The sequence below is a fragment of the Iamia sp. SCSIO 61187 genome (assembly GCF_019443745.1).
Lineage (GTDB): Bacteria > Actinomycetota > Acidimicrobiia > Acidimicrobiales > Iamiaceae > Iamia.
In genome coordinates, this window is sequence record NZ_CP050948.1 from 4,015,437 (window position 1) to 4,033,219 (window position 17,783).

Below are 17,783 nucleotides of genomic sequence, written 5' to 3' on the forward strand. Positions count from 1 at the left end.
ACGAGGGCCGCAGCCCGATGACAGCGGCGGAGACCTTCGATGTCGTCGTGTTGGGCGGTGGCACCGGCGGCTACTCGTGCGCCCTGCGAGCAGCCGACCTCGGGCTGCGCACCGCCGTGGTCGAACGGGACAAGGTCGGCGGAACGTGCCTCCACCGCGGCTGCATCCCAGCAAAGGCACTGCTCCAGGCGGCAGAGGTCGCCGAACACGCAGCCGACGCCGCCCACTACGGCGTGCGCGCGACCTTCCACGGCGTCGACCCGGTAGCAGTTCAGCGCTACAAGCAGCGCATCGTCGACACCAACCACAAGGGCCTCCAGTCGACGCTTCGCCGCCGCGGCGTCGAGGTCATCGCCGGCACAGCCCGGATGACCAACGCGACCACCCTCGACGTCGACACCGCCGACGGCCTCCGACGGGTGGCTGCAACTCGCGGTCTGGTGCTCGCCACCGGCTCGGCACCACGAGCACTGCCGGTCGAGGGCCTCGACGTCGACGGGCACCGCGTGATCACCAGCGACCACGCCCTGTTCCTCGAGCGGGTCCCCGAACGGCCGATCATCATCGGTGCCAGCGCCGTCGGCGTGGAGTTCGCGACGATCTGGAAAACGTTCGGCGCCCGATCCGTCACGGTCATCGAGGCACTGCCGGCCGTCGTGCCACGCGAGGACGTCGACACGAGCAAGGCCCTTGCTTCGGCCCTGAGCAAGCAGGGCATCGACGTGCGCACCGGGGTGAGCGTCGTGGGCGCAGACCGGTCCAGCGACGCCGTGCGGGTCCGGTTGGGCGACGGCACGGCTCTCGAAGGCGACATCGTCCTCGTTGCCATCGGCCGCGCGCCTGTCAGCGACGGGATGGGCTTCAGCGAGGCCGGTGTAACGCTGGACCGTGGCTACGTCGGTGTCAATGAGTGGTGCGAGACCGAAGCCGCAGGGGTCTACGCCATAGGCGACGTGATCGGCCGCCTCGGCTTGGCCCACTCCTCGTTCCAGGAGGGGTTCCTCGTCGCCGAGCGCATCGCAGGCCGGTCCGTGGTGCCCATCGACTACGCCGGCACACCACGCGTCTACTACTGCCACCCCGAGGTCGCCTCGGTCGGCCTCACCGAGCAACAACTCACCGAGCGCGGCATCCCCTTCCAGAGTCAGCTGCACCCCTTCAGCCACAACGCCCGGGCGATGATGACCAAGGCCAGCGGGCACGTGAAGGTGCTCGTCGGCGCCGAGGGTGGGCCGGTGCTTGGCGTCCACATCGTGGGCCCGCGTGCGACCGACATCATCGGAGAGGCCCAGCTCATCTACAGCTGGGAGGCGCTCCCCACCGAGGTGGCCCAGTTCATCCACCCGCACCCGACCCTCGTGGAGGCCATCGGCGAAGCGCACATGGCCGCCGCCGGGCGACCGCTCCACGGCTGATGGCGCCGCTGATCGAACTGCGGGACGTCACCCGCGAGTACCGCATGGGCGAGGTGACGGTCCAGGCCCTGCGTGGCCTCGACCTCGATGTCGACGCGGGCCAGGTGGTGGTCCTGCTCGGACCTTCGGGTTCGGGCAAGACAACTCTCCTCAACCTGATCGGCGGCCTGGACTCCCCCTCCTCGGGTGCGGTCGCCGTCGCTGGCGAGGCGACGGCGGACCACGATGCGCGGCGTCTGGCGGACTACCGGGCGCGCACGGTCGGGTTCGTGTTCCAGTTCTTCAACCTCATCCCATCCCTGACCGCCGCGGAGAACGTCGAGTTCGCCCTCGCCCTCGTCGACCGCGACCACGCGGGTGCAGCCCGGCGAGCTCGGGAGCTGCTCGAGCGGGTGGGGCTCGGGGACCGTGCTGATCACTTCCCGTCACAGCTGTCCGGTGGCCAGCAGCAACGAGTCGCCATCGCCCGCGCTCTGGCCAACCGGCCCGCAGTGCTCCTGTGCGACGAGCCGACCGGCAACCTCGACGTCGACACCGGCCGCCAGGTCCTCGACGTTCTCAACGACACGGCCCGGCGGGAGAACACCACGGTCCTGCTCGTCACCCACAACGGCGCCATAGCTCCTATGGCCGACCGGGTCCTGCGGCTGCGCGACGGACGCATCGAGTACGACGAGCGCAACCCGAACCCGACCCCGCCAAGCGAGCTGGACTGGTGACCCGGCGGCTTCTCGCCCGCAAGACGCTCCGGGAGCTGCGCGCCAACCGCGCCCAGACCATCGCCCTGGCGTCGGTGATCGCTCTCGGGGTGACCGTGTTCATCGCCGCCATCGGCGCCTACCAGGACCTGGCCTCCTCCGAAGCCACCACCTATGAACGCCTCCGCCTCGCCGACGCCTGGTACCGCATCGAGCCGACGGACCAATCCCTCGTCGAGGACGTCGCGACGCGACCCGATGTGCAGGACGTCGAGGCCCGCCTGGTGATCGACAGCGGCCTGCAGGTCGGGCGGGATCGCGTCCGGGCCCGGCTCATCGGGACCAGCGTCACCGGGCCGGCCGCAGTGAACGACGTGGCTGTCATCGACGGGCAGCGGCCGTCTGACACCGACGGAGTGCTCCTCGAACGGACCTTCGCCGAACGCCGTGGCATCGCACCGGGCGACACGGTGACTGCGCTCCTCGACGGCGAGGAGGTCCCGTTGCGCGTTGCGGCGACGGTGGCGACACCCGAGTACTTGCAGGTCACCCCCGACCGCTACGAGCTCCTCCCCGCCCCCAGCAGCTTCGCCGTCATTTTCATCGACCGGACCCAGCTCCAGGAGCTGACCGACAATCGCGGCCAGGTCAACGACATCGTCGTACGCCTGGACGGCGACAACTCCTCGACGGCCGCCGTGGAGGCCGACCTGCGCGGGCGGGCCTCGGTGATCGAGGCCACCCCTCGCTCCGACCAGGCCAGCTACGCCGCCCTGGAGCAGGACCTAGGGAGCTTCCGCGCCATCGCCATCGCCATGCCCACCATCATCCTTGCCGCCGGCGTGATCGCCATGGCCGTGATGATGGGCCGCGTCGTCCGCAGCCAACGACCGCTCATCGGCATCATGAAAGCGCTCGGCTACACCGACCGTACCGTCCTGACCCACTACCTCACCCACGCCCTCGTGATCGGCACCATCGGCTCGATCGTGGGTGTCGTCGCAGGAAGCCTCCTAAGCGGCGTCGTCACCCGCGCCTACACCGCCGAGATCGGCGTTCCCTACACCACCTCCGCCTTCCACCCCGCACTCGCCGCACTGGCGGTCGGAGTCTCGCTCGTCGCCATCGCCGTCGCGACCTGGCACCCCGCCCGCCGGTCCGCCCGACTCGCCCCCGCCCTCGCCACCCGCATCGACCCCGTCGGCCTCGACCACCCGGGGAGGCGAAGCCGAATCGAACGCCTCCTGCCCCTGCCGCTCAACGCCCGCCTGCCCCTCCGCACCGCCACCAGGGCCCGAGGCCGCGCCATCGGCACCGCCAGCGGCATCGCTGCCGCCATGCTCCTGCTGCTCATGGTCCTCGCCCTGCGCGACGCAGTGGATCTCTTCATCACCCGCACGTTCGATGACCTCGAGCAGTGGGACATCGCCGTCACCTTCGACGAACCACGAGACCCCGCCGCACGCGCACCGATCACCGACACTCCCGGTGTCACCGAGGCCAGTCCCTTCCTTCAGGCTCCTGCGCGTCTCGAAGCGCGTGCCCGCGCCCAAGACGTGCTGCTCACCGCCCTCGATCCTGGACAGGACCTCCGCCGACTCCGCCTCGATGGCACGACGATGGCCAGAGCGCTTGCGCCCGGCCAGATCGTGCTCACCGACGGGCTCGCAGACGATCTCGGCATCGACGTTGGCGACTCGCTCACCGCGGCCACGCCAACCGGCCCCGTCCGCCTCAGGGTCAGTGCCACATCCGACGAGCCCATCCCGTCCCGGGCCTACGTCGGGCTCACCACCGCAGCCGAGGTGGCCGGCGCGACCGTCGCCAACGGCATGCACCTCCGGGTCGAGGGCGACCAGGCCACGATCCGCTCGGCTCTCTACGACGTCCCCGGCGTCACCGCCGTCGCGGTCCGCGACGAGCAACGATCCGACCTGCGGTCGCTGCTTTCGGTGTTCGACGCCCTCATCGCCGTGATGCTCGCGTTCTCCGGCGCCATGGCCTTCGCCGTCCTCTTCAACGCCATGACCATCAACGTCCTCGAACGCGAACGCGAATACGCCACCATGCGATCCGTCGGCGCCCGGCCCGCACTGATCGCCCGCCTCCTCGCCCTCGAGGTCCTGGTGCTGTGGGCCCTCGCCCTCCTCCCAGGCCTGCTCGCAGGAACGTGGGTGGCCGCTCGCCTCGGCGACGCCATAGCCGCCGACCTCTTCACCCTCGAGGTGCGGGCCACACCTGCGAGCTACGTCATCGCCGCGGCGGGGGTCCTGGCCATCGCCCTCCTTGCCCTACTGCTCCCCCTACGTCGCGTGGCACGCCTGGACCTGGCGTCCGCCACCAAGACCCTCGGATGACCCCTTCCGAGCCGATCAAGGCAGTGGTCGAGCGGGTCTAGGTGCCGTCGTCGTCCAGCAGCTCGCGGATCGCCCGGGCGAGCTCGGCCGCCGTCAGCTCACCCGTGCGAGTCCCCGCGATGGTCCCGTCGCGGGCGACGAACACCGTGGACGGCATGCCGAAGAGCCCGTAGTCGCGTGCAGTGCCGCGGTCGGGGTCCATGCCCGACGGATAGGCGACGCCGGCCTCGGCGACGAACCCGAGCGCATCGTCCCGGTTGTCCTGGTGATTGACCCCGATGAAGGCCACCCGGTCACCGAACTCGTCATACGCCGCTTGCAGCGCCGGCATCTCCCATCGACACGGCAGGCACCACGAAGCCCAGAAGTTGACCACCGCCGGGCGACCACCCCGACCGTCGAGACCCACCGTCGCCTTTGGGTCCTCCAGATCGGGCAGGTCGAAGTTCGGTGCCTGCTTGCCTTCGCCAGCGCGAAGTTCGGCCGGCCGCGGAGTCCATGCAGAGTTCCCCGCGACGACCGCCACCACGGCAAACCCGAGCCCGATCCACGGGCGACTCCGTCGCCACTCTCGACTCGTCGAATCCGCCTCCGCCTTTCGGCGGGTTCGCCTATGCCCGCTCACATCGGTCCCGCCTGCTGTTCCCGCTCCCCTGACTCCCGCCAGCGACCTGCGCCGGCTCACCGCTCCGAGGTCTCGGCCTGGGACACGCCGATCGGTTCGGTGCCGCGTCCCCGCAGCTCTTGGCGAGCACCGTCGAACACGATGAGCGCCGCTCCTGTGCATATCGCGACGTCAGCAAGGTTGAAGGTCGGCCACCACGTCAGATGCACCATGTCGACAACCGAGCCACCCACCATCCGATCGAGCAGGTTGCCGACCGCCCCTCCGAGCACAAGCCCAACTGCAAGCGGTGGCTGCAGGCGACCCGTCCAACCAGCCCGGGCCAGGCCGACGCAGAGCGCCCCGGTGAGCACGAGGAGCAGACCGGTCGGTGCCGACTGACCGAGGCCGAACGCGACCCCCGGGTTTCGCGACAGCTGGAGCGAGAGCGATCCCCCGATCTCAACCGGCACAGCCAGCGCGGCAGCAGCCCACATCTTCGAGGCCGCATCGACCACGAGGGCGGCCCCCGCGGCGACGACCAGGCGCCGGCGCGCACTCACGCTTCGCACTCGCAGATCGAGGGCCGCTCAGCGCGGGCATGCCAGAGCTTGCGGGCAGTTAGTTGCATCGGCGAGGGATTGTATTATCGCCGATCCGTTATGAGAAGTCGGCACGCCTACGCGCTGGCGCCGAGAAGCCGCTCCGCTTGAAGCGACTGGTTCACCTGCAGAGCGACCAACCCGACCATCGCAGCACCCAGCACGAACTTCCGCGGGACGAAGACCTCCACCCATCGACCCGTCAGCCGACCCACGACGGCGCGAACGATCACCGCCACAACCAGGATGGCGAGCAGCGGCACCACCGGGTTCCACGACCACGCCACCCCGACATCACCGTTGGCCAACGCGAGGGTCCCTCGCGTGCCGCCACAGAACGGACAAGGGATGCCGGCGCTGTGGAGCGGTCCACCTGGGTCGAACTTCGGCAGACCACCGACTCGAAGTCCGATGGCGCCGAGGACAGCCGCAGCACCAAGGACAAGCAGCCACCTGGCGCGATCCGCAGAAGCGAGGGCGACCCGGGGACGGCCTGCCGCTGCCGCTGTCATCTCGATCATCGTCCCTTGCTCCTTCCGTGATCGAACGCAACCTACGGCATGCGACGGAACGAGGTTCTCGCAAGGCTCTCGGCACTGCGCTCGAACCGGGAGTTCGTGAGCCGTGGCCCCTACGGCGTTGTGCGGTCGTACAGGACCTGGCTCACCCAACCGCCATAGCCGCTCCAGCCGCGGCTCTGCCCCAGGGCAGCCACGCGCTCGATGGCCCGGTGGCCGGCAGGTGTGCGCCAGACCCGTTCGCCGTCCCACTCCAGCAAGCCGGCCTGACCCAGACGGCGCATCGCCAGCTCCTTCTCTTCGAGGGAGAGATCGCGGAACGCCTGGCCCATCAGCTGGGCTCGGGAGACGCCGTCCAAGCCCGGCGTAGGCCAGGACGATGTAGTCGATCGTGGGGTCCTCGCCAGCCGAACGGGCTCCGTCACTTGGGTACATGCGTTCCCACGATCGCGCGACCTGCTGCTGCGATCCACGGTCCATCGAGATTTCTTCGGCCGAGTCCGTCAGACGGGCACAAATCGGGCACAAACGGCTCGCCACGGGACCGATCGGGACGCAACGGACCGACACGGGATGGACGGCGGCGGCGGAGCCCGGAAACGACAAAGCCCCTGGTCGGAGGGCGTTTCTGCCTCCTTCCAGGGGCTTGGTGCTGAGCACCCCCAACGGGATTCGAACCCGTGCCGCCACCTTGAGAGGGTGGTGATCTGAGCGGAATCCGCGCCATGCCGCGGCGACAAACTCCCTGGTCAGCCCGCCTGCCGAAGCACGGGCCGTTGACCCCCAGGCCGCTGAGGGACACAATCGGGACACATTCCTGCTCGAAGCCCGCAGGGCGTCGGCGAGCCGACGCACGAGAGCTTCCTCACCCCATCAGGGCCTAGTGCCCGCGGAGAGGAAGCCTCATGCCGCGCCGGATCTACAGCAAGCCGATCGCCTCGTTCGAGTACGGGACCCGCGTCTACGCACCGTCCGAGTCCAGGCCCACCTACCGGGTAATCGCCAAGGACCCCAACGGCAAGCGGATCTTCCTCCGCTTCTCGACCGAGGCCGAGGCCCGCCAACGCGCCCGCGAGATCGAGACGTCACTCGCCTCGTCGGTCACCCTCCCCGGGAGGGGCAACGCCCCGACCACTGTCGGGCAGCTGATCGACCGCTACCTCGCCAGTCTCGGGTCCCGGTCGACCCGGTACGCCGAGCGTCAGGAGTACCTTCTCCGCTGCTGGGTCCGCCCTGTGCTCGATGACCATCCGCTGCGGGCCTGGACCCCCGCCGACTCCGATCAGGTGCTCGACCAGGCTCGCGCCTCGCTGGCGCCGGCGACGGTGCAGAACCTCGGTGCCGCGATGCGTGCGCTCGTCACCTTCGCCTTCAAGAACCGGTGGCTCCCCCGTGAGGCAGACCCGATGTGGAAGGTGCAGTACACGCCGAAGCCCGAGCACCAGGGCGAGGCAACCGGCTTCATCCCACGCGACGACCTGCCGACCGACGAGCAGTGCGCCGCCCTCTTCGCGGCGCTCGCCGAGCAGGGTCATCCGGACTGGGCACTGGCCATGAGGCTCAAGCACCGCAGCGGCCTCCGCTGGGGTGAGCTCATCGCCCTCCGCCCGTGCGACCTGACCTTCTCGCCGAAGCGGAGCATCGCCGTCGTCCGGGCCGTCGAGCAGTCCCGGAAGGGCTTCGCCATCAAAACCACCAAGAATCGGCAGCGCCGGCAGACGATCTTCCCGGCCAGCCTCTGCGACGACCTCGCCGCCTGGTGCGCTGAGCGCCCATCCGACGCCCTCCTCTTCATCGGCACCGACGGCGGCTTCGCCAACCGCCGGACGGTCCAGCGCTTCTGGGCTCGGGCAGCGAAGGCCGCGGGCTGGCCCATGCAGGGACCGATGTCGGCGATCTGGCACCCCCACGACATGCGCCACGTCGCCGCCTGCTGGATGCTCTACGACGTCGGCCTCGAGGCACCGGCGGTGAGCGCAATGCTCGGCCACGCCAACACCGCCTTCACCCTCAGCCGCTACGTCAGCGTCCGAGGCGACCTCGCCGCCACCGCCACCGCCGCCACCGAAGTTTGGTGACGCCCTTGGTTGCCAAAGTCCCGGTACTTGACGACGTCCGCCCTGAGGCTCGCTCGGCAGGGTCAGAGTCCGGCGTCGTCTTCGAGTCCCTCGTTGTCCCGTGGGTCGTCTAAGCCATCCTCGGGCGCAGCCATTAGATCGAGGAACTCGGTGGTGCTCATGCACTGCACACCGCACCTACCGCACGCCGTGGTCATCGCGATCTTGATGGGCATCCGGTCCACCGCGTCGTCAGTCACGACGACCACATCGTGACCAGCGGCGATCATGTCCAGAGCCAGTCCAATGACCTCAGGGTCCGCCTCTTCTCGGTCCGAAGACTGATCGACCACCTCTGGTGCCTTCGCCATCACGGCCGCAACCGACGCCGGATCCGGCTCCAGTGGATGCTGCATACGGTCCTGCATCCCCCTCGCCCACGCCCCGGGCATGTCCGGATGCTGAACATCCGACACCTCCCGGATCACCGACTTGGCTATTGCAACCTCGCCGGCGTCCACCTTGGCCTCAAGGCGCTTGAAGAACTCCCACTGCTTGCCGACCGGGATCTCGGACTTCAGATTGACGATGGTGCTGGAGTCCAGAACGTGCACCTTCACCTGGCCACCTTGTCGCTACCCGATCGAATCATGTGCTCGAGATCGGTGAAGCCCGCGGGCGCTAGATGTAGGTACCCTCCTGCCTCTCGCTGCGTGATGAGACCCTGATCGACGCCACTTATGAACAGATCGGGCACGCGACGCCCGAAGAACCGCACCCGCTTCTCGGCTGCAGGCACGCCGCCGCCAGCCTTCTTGGTGGGCTCGGGCGGCAGATCAAGCGTGGGCCCCGCCAGTTGTTCGACAACCCCAAATAGGCGTGGCCGAACGCCCGTCTCCTCCGCACGGATGGCGGCGGCCCGCAGGCTGACCTTGAAACGGCGAGCGATTCGGGAAATCAAGGAAAACGCGTCCCGCTCGTCGGTGTCGAGGCCCAACCCGAGGGCTGCCGCCATTGACTTGAACGCCTCCGCGGGCAGCAGAAAGGCGGCAGCGAACCTCTCGCACCACCGCTCGACCGCCGGCGCGTTAGGCATCCGCGGGTTGACGAACGAGACGCAAGCGGACTCCTCCCGAGAACGAGGTGACCCAGTTCATGCATCATCGAATAGATGCGAACTTCGGGCCTGTAGGCCGAATTCACCGCAAGCATCGGGGCGCGCGTGTCGAAGGTCGAGAACCCCCTGAGGCCGCCCCGCCCGAGCTCAAACTGGAAGACCAGAACGCCTCTTTCGGTCAGAGCTCGACGCCACTCGCGGTACGCCGTGCCCGGATCCGGCCAAGCGAGTTGCTCCTCAACCGAGACGCCGACGAAATCTCGTACCACGGCAGCGGCAGCCTCCGGCGAGACCTCCATCTGAGCGGCGGGAAGGGGTTCAGGCTGCTCGTCCGGGTTGTGGTCGATGAGCCAGCTGGCCGCCTCCTGCAGGCGCCGGGCCCAGCGGATCTCCCCGATCTCTGTCGGGGTGAGATCTCGCCCGCCGGGAGCGTGACGAAGCCGGGTAGGGAGAGCGGCCCGAGCCGGAGGCTCAGCCAGATAGAAGAGAGCAGAGGGGCGCTTCAGGATCTTCGCGATCCGTCGCAACTGAGGCACGGAGGGGCGAGCGTCGCCAGAGACCCACGACTCGACCCGCTCGGTCGGCACCTTGAGCCGCTCGGCGAGTCCCGTGATCGACTCGCCGGCCTCGTCGATCGCCCACTGGAGAACCGACGGGTTGATCGGCGCAGTCTGGGTCGGCACTTCGACAGTCTCGCCCATCCCGCGAGCATCCGTGCGCCCAGATCGATGCAGCCTGGACACCTTCACTCAGACGCACTGCTCGAACCGGCTCGCCACAGCTGCCCGTCGACAACCCGACGCCCGCAAGACCGCCCCGCCCGAGCCTCCCAAGGTCCCGAGCTTCGATCTCTAGCAGGAACCGGCCCGCTTCGACAGGCACGCGGGGACGCTCAACCGTTTCCTCGACGCCTTCGGCTGCGGCCCGACCCTGGGGCGGGTGTCTCGTAACCCAGCGCTGCCGACGACCGGAAGTCCCAGGGGTAGACGGACCAGGTAAAGCCGACGACGACTGCGCCCTCGGTCTCGAACGCCTTCCTCGCCTTCGGCGGCACCAGTGTGAAGGGCGAGATGTCCACCCCGAGCGATGTCACCTCGTGATTGGCGTCCAGCACCATCAGCAGGCTGAGAGGCGCAAAGGACAACTCCATGACCCACGCCCAGCGCCCAGTCTCGGTGTCGACCTTGAGCTGAGGGCCCACCATCCTGGTTCGGGGTCCCCAGCAGAGTGCGAGATGGATCGCCATGCGTCCCGGTAGGTCGACGCAGGCCCGCTCGAGGATCATGTCGCGGATCTCCGGGTGGCGACCGGCCAGATCCCATCCTCCGCTGAGGCTGCACATCATGGAGAGGACCTGGCGGATGAAGTCCCCCGGCGCGACTCCTCCATCGTCGGCACCGCCGAGCCTGAACTCGATGCCGAAGGGTTCCGGGTTGCGGTCCTGCTCGATCGGCGACGGGAGCTCTCCGAGCAGCTGGGCGGCCCGAGCCGCCCAGGCCTTGTACTCGGTGCCGTATCGCTGCCCGGTCAACTCGTTGCAGGGCTTGCACAACGTGTAGCCCCATACGCCCCCCTGCCCAGAGTCACCTCCGACGAGGTCCAACCCGCCTTCGGCCCTGTTCAGCCAGTCGTCGAAGGTGAAGGACCGGTACTGTCCCTTGTTCCCCACGGCCTGTGGGGGGATGTGCTCTCGGGTCAAATCAGCGTCGCGGCCACAGATCCGGCACCGCCCCCGATGCGGGGCCTGCGGAAGCATCTCGATCGTGGAGTCGAAGTAGTCGGCGGGGGCAACGGCCATGGCCTCCTCCCAGCCCGCGACAGCGGCGGGCGACGGAACGGTTCCCGGTTTGCTCACGGCTATCAGGCCCATCGCTGGGAGCGTACGGGGGCCCGCCCGTCAGGGCCGGCGTGTTCTCGCGCCGGCCGCGCCGCTACGACCGCGATGTCTCGCCGCGCAGAATTCCGTCGTCGTCGAAGATGTCGGGCCGCAGCTTGCGGATCTCGCTGACGAGCATCGAGACGATGGCCATCGCTCCGTTGGCCCGCTCGACGATGCCTCCGGCGGCAACGTGCGTGCCGGGGTTGCGCACGGCAGCGATGAAGCCCTGCGCGAGCTCCCGCCATCCGATCGCCTCGTTCGCGTGGTCAGGGTTGCCCAGTTGCAACGACCCGTTGGACCCGAACGCCCTTCCCATGAGGTCCTTCGGATTGAGGGTTGTCGGGAGCCCGCTCGCGGCACGCACGACCTCTTCCAAGTAGAGGCCGGCGGACCGGATGACTTCGCCCCACCGCTCCCCGGTCACCGCCGGTCCTACCTCGCGCCACACCCCCGGGTCGATGCCGAGCGGGGGCGTCGCCGACGACGACGGCCCAACCGCAGGCGCGCGAAGCGCGGTGCCCGGAGCCCAGCCGAGACGACGCGTGATCAAGTCGAGGTAGTCCTCGACCGACTTGAGACCCGCGTACCAGGCGAGGCTCCTGGACACCTCCCAGGTGATGTCGGCAGGTTTGTCGCCGAGGCGATAGGAGCCCCAGCCCGGTGGTTCGCACGCAAACACGGCGAGGGCGATGTCGACGTCAAGCTTGCTGTCACCACCAGTCCGTTTGTGGACCACCTCGGACAGATCGCTCCAGCTCTGGTGCATCTCGACCGGCCGATTGGGATCTGGCGGCAAGGCCACGTAGCGCTCCGCCAAGTCCACGATGAGGCCGAGGACGGAGGCGACGGTGCCGCTGGCACCGGGGATCTGAGCGAGGCCGGCGATGGTCACCTTCAGCGGCTCGGCCAGGTCGACGAATCCCCCGCCTGATTGAAGGATCGGCCCGTAGCGGGCCGTCCCCAGCATCGGCAGGCTCCGAACCAACTCATCCAGATCGATTCGCCTTCCAAGGCTCCCAGCCACGTAGTCGCCGATCGGCCATCGACCCTTGTCTCGCAGGAAGGCATGGACGAAGTCGATCACCACAAGGGCGTCGGCCGGCAGGGGCGATCGAAGGGGATTGTCCTCGGCCATGAGCGTGACCGTACCGACGCGCTACGACAGCGAACGGCACCCCTTTCCGACCGACTCATCCGAGCCCAGGTGCACCGATCGATGCACCGGCGCGACTGCGCTCGGGAGACGGGTCGGCGGGACCCTCGGGCAACATGGCCTCGGTGATCTCCTGCTGGCGTCGACGCAGGGCCGTCAGCTCGTCGGCCTGGTCCCAGGTGCGGCCGAGCCGCTCCCATGCTCGCGTTGCTTCGGAGCGTGCGCCTTCTCGATCGGCCCTGAGCCGGTCGAGCTCGGCGGGCAGACGCTGGAGCTGCCGCTCGAGGCGGCCGACGACGGATGCCGGGTCGACGTCGCGCCATTCGGACACCAGGTACACGAGGTCGACAGGGGTGCCGGGCACGGACAGTCGCACCTCGGCATCGGCGCCGTAGGCGAGGCGGCGGCCTCGCACCTCGTGCCCTCCGAGGTGGCCCACAGGCCAATCAATCCGTTCGTCGGAAGGCGACGCGCCCGGGACCAGCCGATCGGCCACGAGGCGGTGCACGTGCTCGCCAGCGTCAGGTCGCTCCCGGTGGACGTGACCGTCGACAGTCATGGCGAAGCGGTCGCCCCGGGTGTTTTCGAGGCGAGCGACGGCGGCCTCCAGGTCTGCGATGCGCCCGTCGAGGTGATCGGCCCTCGCCGTGGCCGAGTCGTGGGTGCGGCGGAGGTTCCGCTGGTCGTCGTGGTGGGCCCGTTCCAGCCGCGTGAGCCGTGCCACCTCGGAGTCGACCTTGGCCTTCTCCAGGATGAGCGGGTCGCCGGTGGCGAGGGCCTTGACCTCTTGGAACGAGAGGGTCTGGTCGCCGATGTCCTCAACCTCCCTCTCGCCGAGGTCGCCGCGAGTCACCTGGCCGATGAACGCTGCCTTCCGTTCGAGGGTGTGCCACAGGTAGGTGTCGAACGAGCGCTCGGTGACGTAGCGGGTGATGTGGATCTCCGGGTTCTGGTTGCCCTGCCGGACTCCCCGGCCGTCTCGTTGCTCGACGTCTGCCGGCCGCCACGGTGCGTCGAGGTGGTGGACGGCCACGACGCGGTTCTGGACGTTGGTACCGACGCCCATCGTCTCCGTGGAACCGACGAGCACCGAGACCGAGCCATCCCGACACGCAGCGAAGAGGGCCGCCTTGGCATCGTCGGACTTGGCCTCCTGGATGAAGCGGATCGTGTCGGCCGGCACGCCGCGCCGCACGAGCTGGGCTCGTAGGTCGTCGTAGGCGTTCCACCCTGCCGCTGCGGGCGTGGACACGTCGCAGAAGACGAGCTGGAGAGCGCCGGGACGCATGGTGAGCTGACCGTCGGGGCCCTCGTAGGTGCGATCGGCGGTGGCGTGGTGGAGAGCGGCGACACGCTGGGCGGCAGCGGCGACCTTGCCCCCGTACGGCTGGTCGAGGTCCACGAGGCGAAGGTCGAGTGCCGCCCTCCGGCCGTCCCCGGTGACCTTGAGCATGTTGTCCTTCGAGGGATCGACCGCTGCGGCGCGGACCCTCTCGGCCCGGGCGGCGAGATCGGCTACGTACTCGATGAGCTCGTCGCTGGGCTCGACGACGACCGTCTCCGGCTTGCCACCGACGATGGCGGGCACCGGCAGACCAAGGTCCTCGGCCGTCCGGACGTCGGCCACCTGCCGGTAGAGGCCCAGCAGCTCCGGCACGTTCTGGAACCGTGCGAAGCGGGTCTGCATCCGGTAGCTGCTGCCGTCGGGGGACAGCTCGAGCGCCGTGTGGGTGCGGCCGAACGTGGCGGCCCACGCGTCGAACGCCCGCAGTCCCACCTCCTCCAGCAGGTCGGGGTGTAGGTAGGACTGCATGACCCACAGCTCGGCCATGGAGTTGGCGACTGGCGTTGCGGTCGAGAGGGTGACGACCTTCGGGCCGTGGTCTCGCCGCAGCGCCCACAGCTTGGCGGTGAGGTCCTGAGCACGCTGGGAGCCGGTGGTGGCGACGCCGTCGATGCTGGAGTCCACGCGCCGGTTCTTGTGAGCGTGCGCTTCGTCGACGTAGAGGTAGTCGATCCCGGTCTCCTCGAACCGGACGCCGTCATCCTTCGACTCCTCTGCGAGCAGCCGCTTGTAGACCTCCTCCATCTTCGCGATGCGCCGTTCGAGCTTCTTGACCGAGAGGCCCTTGCCCCCCTTGGACTGGCCGAGCGCCTCACGCGCCGTGTCGATCTCCTCTCCCAGGTACGCCCGCAGGAGATCGGTGCCCAGCGGGATGCGGGCGAAGCCGGAGTGGCTGAAGATCACGGCGTCCCAGTCACCCGTGGCCGCTCGGGCGACGAACTCCTTGCGTCGATCCTTCGACAGGTGCTCGCGGTCGGCGATCAGGAGCCGGGCCGTCGGATAGAGCTGGAGCCACTCGCGGCTGAACTGCTCCAGCATGTGGTTCGGGACCACGACCGCCGGCTTGTTGGCGAGTCCGAGCCGCCGCTGCTCCATCGCCGCCATGACGATGGTGGCGGTCTTGCCGGCGCCGACCGCATGGGCGAGAAGGGCGCGCCCATCCGAGAGGATGCGGGCGACAGCGTCACGCTGGTGAGGCCGGGGGGTGAAGGTCTCTGCCAACCCCGGGAAGGTGAGGTGCGATCCGTCGTGGTGAGGCAGGAGAGTGCTGGCGAACAGCTCGTTGTACCGGTCTGCGAGCCGGGCGGACCTCGCCGGGTCCTCCCAGATCCACGTCGAGAAGCGACTGGCCAGCAGCTCTTGCTTGTCGCGGGCCGCCAGCGTCTCGGCGTCGTTGCGGACGCGCCTTCCGCCCTCCACTGCGTCGGTGACCGTGTGGAGCCTCTGGTTCAGCGCGGCATCGAGCAGGACGAGTGCGTCGGCGCGTGAGGTCCCCCACTCCGAGGTGAGGGCCACGCCCCGTCGGGAGCCGTCGCGGAGGCGGACGGTCCACGAGCCGAGCTCGGCGAGCCGCTCGACGTCGACCCCGACGTCGAGCACCTCGCGACAGAACGCCTCGACATCCGTGGAAGGGATCCAGGTTGCGCCCGGTCGAGCCGTGATCTCGGATGGATCGAGCTGGCGGGGCAGGCTCGCTTCGAGGGCGGCGACGTTGACGGCGAACCGTTGATCAGTCTCGGCCGCTGCACGGGCTGCTTCGACCCGGTGCCTGATGTTCCCCGAGAGGTACAGGGCCGCGGGAATGAGCTCGCCGGTATCGGGGTCGTCGAAGACCAGCTCACCGAGGCGCTCCCGCGCTTCGGAGTCTTCGACACCGAGGAGGCGGGCGACCCGTCCCAGGGTCACGGTGCCCGTCTCGTCCAGGCACACGGACACGGCTTCCGCTGGCGTCTCGACTCCCTCGCGCTGGCTTGGAGGGGCGATCACGCGCTCGGTGAAGATCGCAGCGGGGCGTGCCTCCTGGGTCGCTTGGTCGAAGTCCTCCAGCGCAGCGACGAGGGGCCAGTCCGGGTCCATGCGGAACCCGCCCATGCGCGGGCGCACGCGACGGAGCACCTCGGCGCCCGTCTCCGCGTCGCGCCGACCGGTGCGGGCTTGACTGGAGCGGTTGAGCGGCCCGTGCTGGCGGACGTAGGCGCGGTAGCGGTCGGTGAGGACCGCCTGGGCCTCTGCCAGGGCCTGATCTGACCCGCCCTCGACCTGCACGTCCAGCACGGCTCTCGCCGCATCCCGGAGACCCACCAGACGGACCAGCTCGCCTCGATCCTTGGCGAACCGAGGGGCGTAGAGGTGAGCGTGCCCGTCGGTGACCTGGCCGACCCGACCGCGGGGGTTCACCACCAGGCTTCCGTCCTGAGCCCAGCGGGTATCGAAGTCGCCGCCGCCCGGCGTGTCGGCTGCACGAGGCGAGCACGCGGTGACGTTGTCGCCGCCGAACCCCCGGCCCTGGGCCAGCGCGTCGGCGACGATCTGGTCGAGCGCCACGGTGAGGTGACCGACGACGGGACCGGTGGCGGTGACCGTGATCTCGTTCTCGCGGTACATCCCCCGCGTGGCCGAGAGCTGTCCCAGGATCCGATCGGGGTGCGACGCGAAGTAGGAGTTGATGCGGAGGTCACTGGTCGCGCCCTCGCCCGTCAGGTCCGCCGGGACGGTCTGCACCCACTCCTCGCTGACCGGCTCGTCACCTTCCTGGCGGCGGCGCAGCACGAGGAGGTCGACGACGACCTCGGTGCCCGATGACTCGGCGAACGCCCTGGCCGGCAGGCGGGCGGCCCCCACGAGGTCGGCGAGTGCAGCCATCTCCTCGCGGGCGGCGCACCCCTGAGCGTCGAGCGTGTAGCGGGAAGTCAGGGCGACCACGAACCCACCGGGCCGCACCAGGTGGAGGCTCTTGATCAAGAAGTAGTTGTGCAACGATCGGCGACCCCGGTTGTGCTCGAGGTCGTGAGGGCGGACCTGCCCGAAGGGCACGTTCCCGATCACGAGGTCGAAGGCACCGTCAGCGCCCCGGAAATCCTCGAAGCCGGAGTGGTGGACGGTGGCGCGGGCTCCGTAGAGGTGCCGTGCGATCTCGGCCGTCGTCGGGTCCAGCTCGATGCCGACGAGCGAGGCGTCACTCGGCGCGAGGCCGAGGAAGGCCGACCCGATCCGCACCCGGGTTCGAGAACCCTCCCTCCGCTGAAGCCCAACCTTGTCGCGGCGCCCCACATGGCCTGGGCAACCTCGGCCGAGGTGTAGTGGGCGTTCAACGTGCTCCGCCGGGCATGCGCCCACGCCTCGTCGGTGCCGAGCAGCGACCGAAGCTCGTCACGGGCCGGTCCGTCCCGATCGGAGCCTTCGTCGAAGACATGCGGGACGGCGCCCCACCCCGACCAGCGGGCCAGGACGGCCTGCTCGGACTCGGTCGCCCAGCGCTTCTCGGCACGACAGGCGGCGAGGACGCGCAGTGCGGCGAGGTTGGCGTCGAGCTTGGCTCGCTCGCCCGGCGGGGCGAGGTCGGCCTGGCTTCGGGGCGAGAAGGCGGATGGGCGGCTCTCGGCCGGTTGCCCCGTCTCTAGTTCGGCTCGCCCAGGGCGTTGATGTCCGCCAGCCCCTGGTAGTAGCGATCGAGGTCCGGATCGTCGGCCCAGTCCTCGGACTCCAGGTCCGTCGCCTCCGGCTGGAAGAGGGGGTGCTGGCTCAGCACGACCTCCGCCGCCGCCGCCTGTGCCTGGGAGCTGCGGATGCGAAGGGCCTCTGGCCCTTCGCCTTCCCGAGGCGGCCCGAGGATCTCGTCCCTCAATCGGATCACCTCGGCGGCTATCTCCTCGCCGATCCGGGCGAAGTAGAGGTCGGGATCGGGAATCGCTGCGAGCGCCGTCGGGCGGTGCCGCTGGCTGAACTCGAGGGCGAGTCGTCCGTAGTGGTTCATGGTCGGGGGCCTCCTCTGCCGATGCCGGCTCGGTGGGAGGGAGCACATCATCGAACAGCGAGAGC

The 17,783-nt window shown here is 69.3% G+C and carries 14 protein-coding genes and 1 pseudogene; 4 read left to right on the plus strand and 11 right to left on the minus strand.

The features are described from left to right. Nucleotides 1-17 precede the first annotated feature (17 nt). The 3 genes from lpdA to HC251_RS19345 are packed head-to-tail and all read left to right on the plus strand — an operon-like array spanning nucleotide 18 to nucleotide 4,470. Nucleotides 18-1,415, plus strand: coding sequence for a dihydrolipoyl dehydrogenase (lpdA, locus tag HC251_RS19335; protein WP_219942241.1), 1,398 nt, complete (start codon nucleotides 18-20; stop codon nucleotides 1,413-1,415). Beyond that, nucleotides 1,415-2,134: an ABC transporter ATP-binding protein gene (locus HC251_RS19340; RefSeq protein WP_219942242.1), complete on the plus strand. Its 720-nt coding sequence runs from the start codon at nucleotides 1,415-1,417 to the stop codon at nucleotides 2,132-2,134. The genes lpdA and HC251_RS19340 overlap by 1 nt, the downstream gene beginning before the upstream one ends. Next, nucleotides 2,131-4,470 (plus strand): FtsX-like permease family protein, encoded by a 2,340-nt coding sequence (locus HC251_RS19345; RefSeq protein WP_219942243.1) that lies wholly within the window; start codon nucleotides 2,131-2,133, stop codon nucleotides 4,468-4,470. Before HC251_RS19340 ends, HC251_RS19345 begins: the two co-directional genes overlap by 4 nt. 37 nt (nucleotides 4,471-4,507) lie before the next feature. On the opposite strand, the gene HC251_RS19350 is transcribed toward HC251_RS19345, so the two are convergent. From HC251_RS19350 to HC251_RS19365, 4 genes are all read right to left on the minus strand, one after another. Further along, a complete protein-coding gene (locus tag HC251_RS19350; protein WP_219942244.1) occupies nucleotides 4,508-4,999 on the minus strand; it encodes a TlpA disulfide reductase family protein in 492 nt (163 codons plus the stop codon). A 152-nt stretch (nucleotides 5,000-5,151) separates the two neighbouring features. Further along, on the minus strand, nucleotides 5,152-5,637 hold the full coding sequence (gene lspA / locus HC251_RS19355; protein ID WP_219942245.1) for a signal peptidase II: 486 nt from the start codon (nucleotides 5,635-5,637) through the stop codon (nucleotides 5,152-5,154). Nucleotides 5,638-5,753: 116 nt separating this feature from the next. Continuing rightward, complete coding sequence (locus HC251_RS19360; RefSeq protein ID WP_219942246.1) at nucleotides 5,754-6,197, minus strand: DUF2752 domain-containing protein; 444 nt, start codon at nucleotides 6,195-6,197, stop codon at nucleotides 5,754-5,756. 110 nt (nucleotides 6,198-6,307) lie between these two features. Then, entirely contained in the window at nucleotides 6,308-6,526 is a 219-nt protein-coding gene (locus tag HC251_RS19365) for a hypothetical protein (protein WP_219942247.1), read from the minus strand. 573 nt (nucleotides 6,527-7,099) lie between these two features. Between HC251_RS19365 and xerC the strand changes: the two genes are divergently transcribed. Further along, a complete protein-coding gene (xerC, locus tag HC251_RS19370; protein ID WP_219942248.1) occupies nucleotides 7,100-8,272 on the plus strand; it encodes a tyrosine recombinase XerC in 1,173 nt (390 codons plus the stop codon). 62 nt (nucleotides 8,273-8,334) lie between these two features. Here the strand turns inward: xerC and HC251_RS19375 are convergent, their stop codons facing one another. The 7 genes and pseudogenes from HC251_RS19375 to HC251_RS19405 form a co-directional block, all read right to left on the minus strand. Continuing rightward, nucleotides 8,335-8,871, minus strand: coding sequence for a DUF4411 family protein (locus HC251_RS19375; RefSeq protein ID WP_219942249.1), 537 nt, complete (start codon nucleotides 8,869-8,871; stop codon nucleotides 8,335-8,337). Further along, nucleotides 8,868-9,347, minus strand: coding sequence for an ImmA/IrrE family metallo-endopeptidase (locus HC251_RS19380; RefSeq protein WP_255566490.1), 480 nt, complete (start codon nucleotides 9,345-9,347; stop codon nucleotides 8,868-8,870). Before HC251_RS19380 ends, HC251_RS19375 begins: the two co-directional genes overlap by 4 nt. Before the next feature lie 35 nt (nucleotides 9,348-9,382). After that, nucleotides 9,383-10,069 (minus strand): annotated as a pseudogene (locus tag HC251_RS26390) (XRE family transcriptional regulator); the annotation flags it as partial. Between the two features lie 191 nt (nucleotides 10,070-10,260). After that, entirely contained in the window at nucleotides 10,261-11,238 is a 978-nt protein-coding gene (locus HC251_RS19390; protein WP_219942251.1) for an HNH endonuclease, read from the minus strand. Nucleotides 11,239-11,299: 61 nt separating this feature from the next. Further along, a complete protein-coding gene (locus HC251_RS19395) occupies nucleotides 11,300-12,382 on the minus strand; it encodes a TIGR02391 family protein (RefSeq protein ID WP_219942252.1) in 1,083 nt (360 codons plus the stop codon). 55 nt (nucleotides 12,383-12,437) lie between these two features. Next, complete coding sequence (locus HC251_RS19400) at nucleotides 12,438-17,081, minus strand: DEAD/DEAH box helicase family protein (protein WP_219942253.1); 4,644 nt, start codon at nucleotides 17,079-17,081, stop codon at nucleotides 12,438-12,440. 280 nt (nucleotides 17,082-17,361) lie between these two features. Then, nucleotides 17,362-17,718, minus strand: coding sequence for a hypothetical protein (locus HC251_RS19405; RefSeq protein WP_219942254.1), 357 nt, complete (start codon nucleotides 17,716-17,718; stop codon nucleotides 17,362-17,364). Between the last annotated feature and the right edge of the window lie 65 nt (nucleotides 17,719-17,783).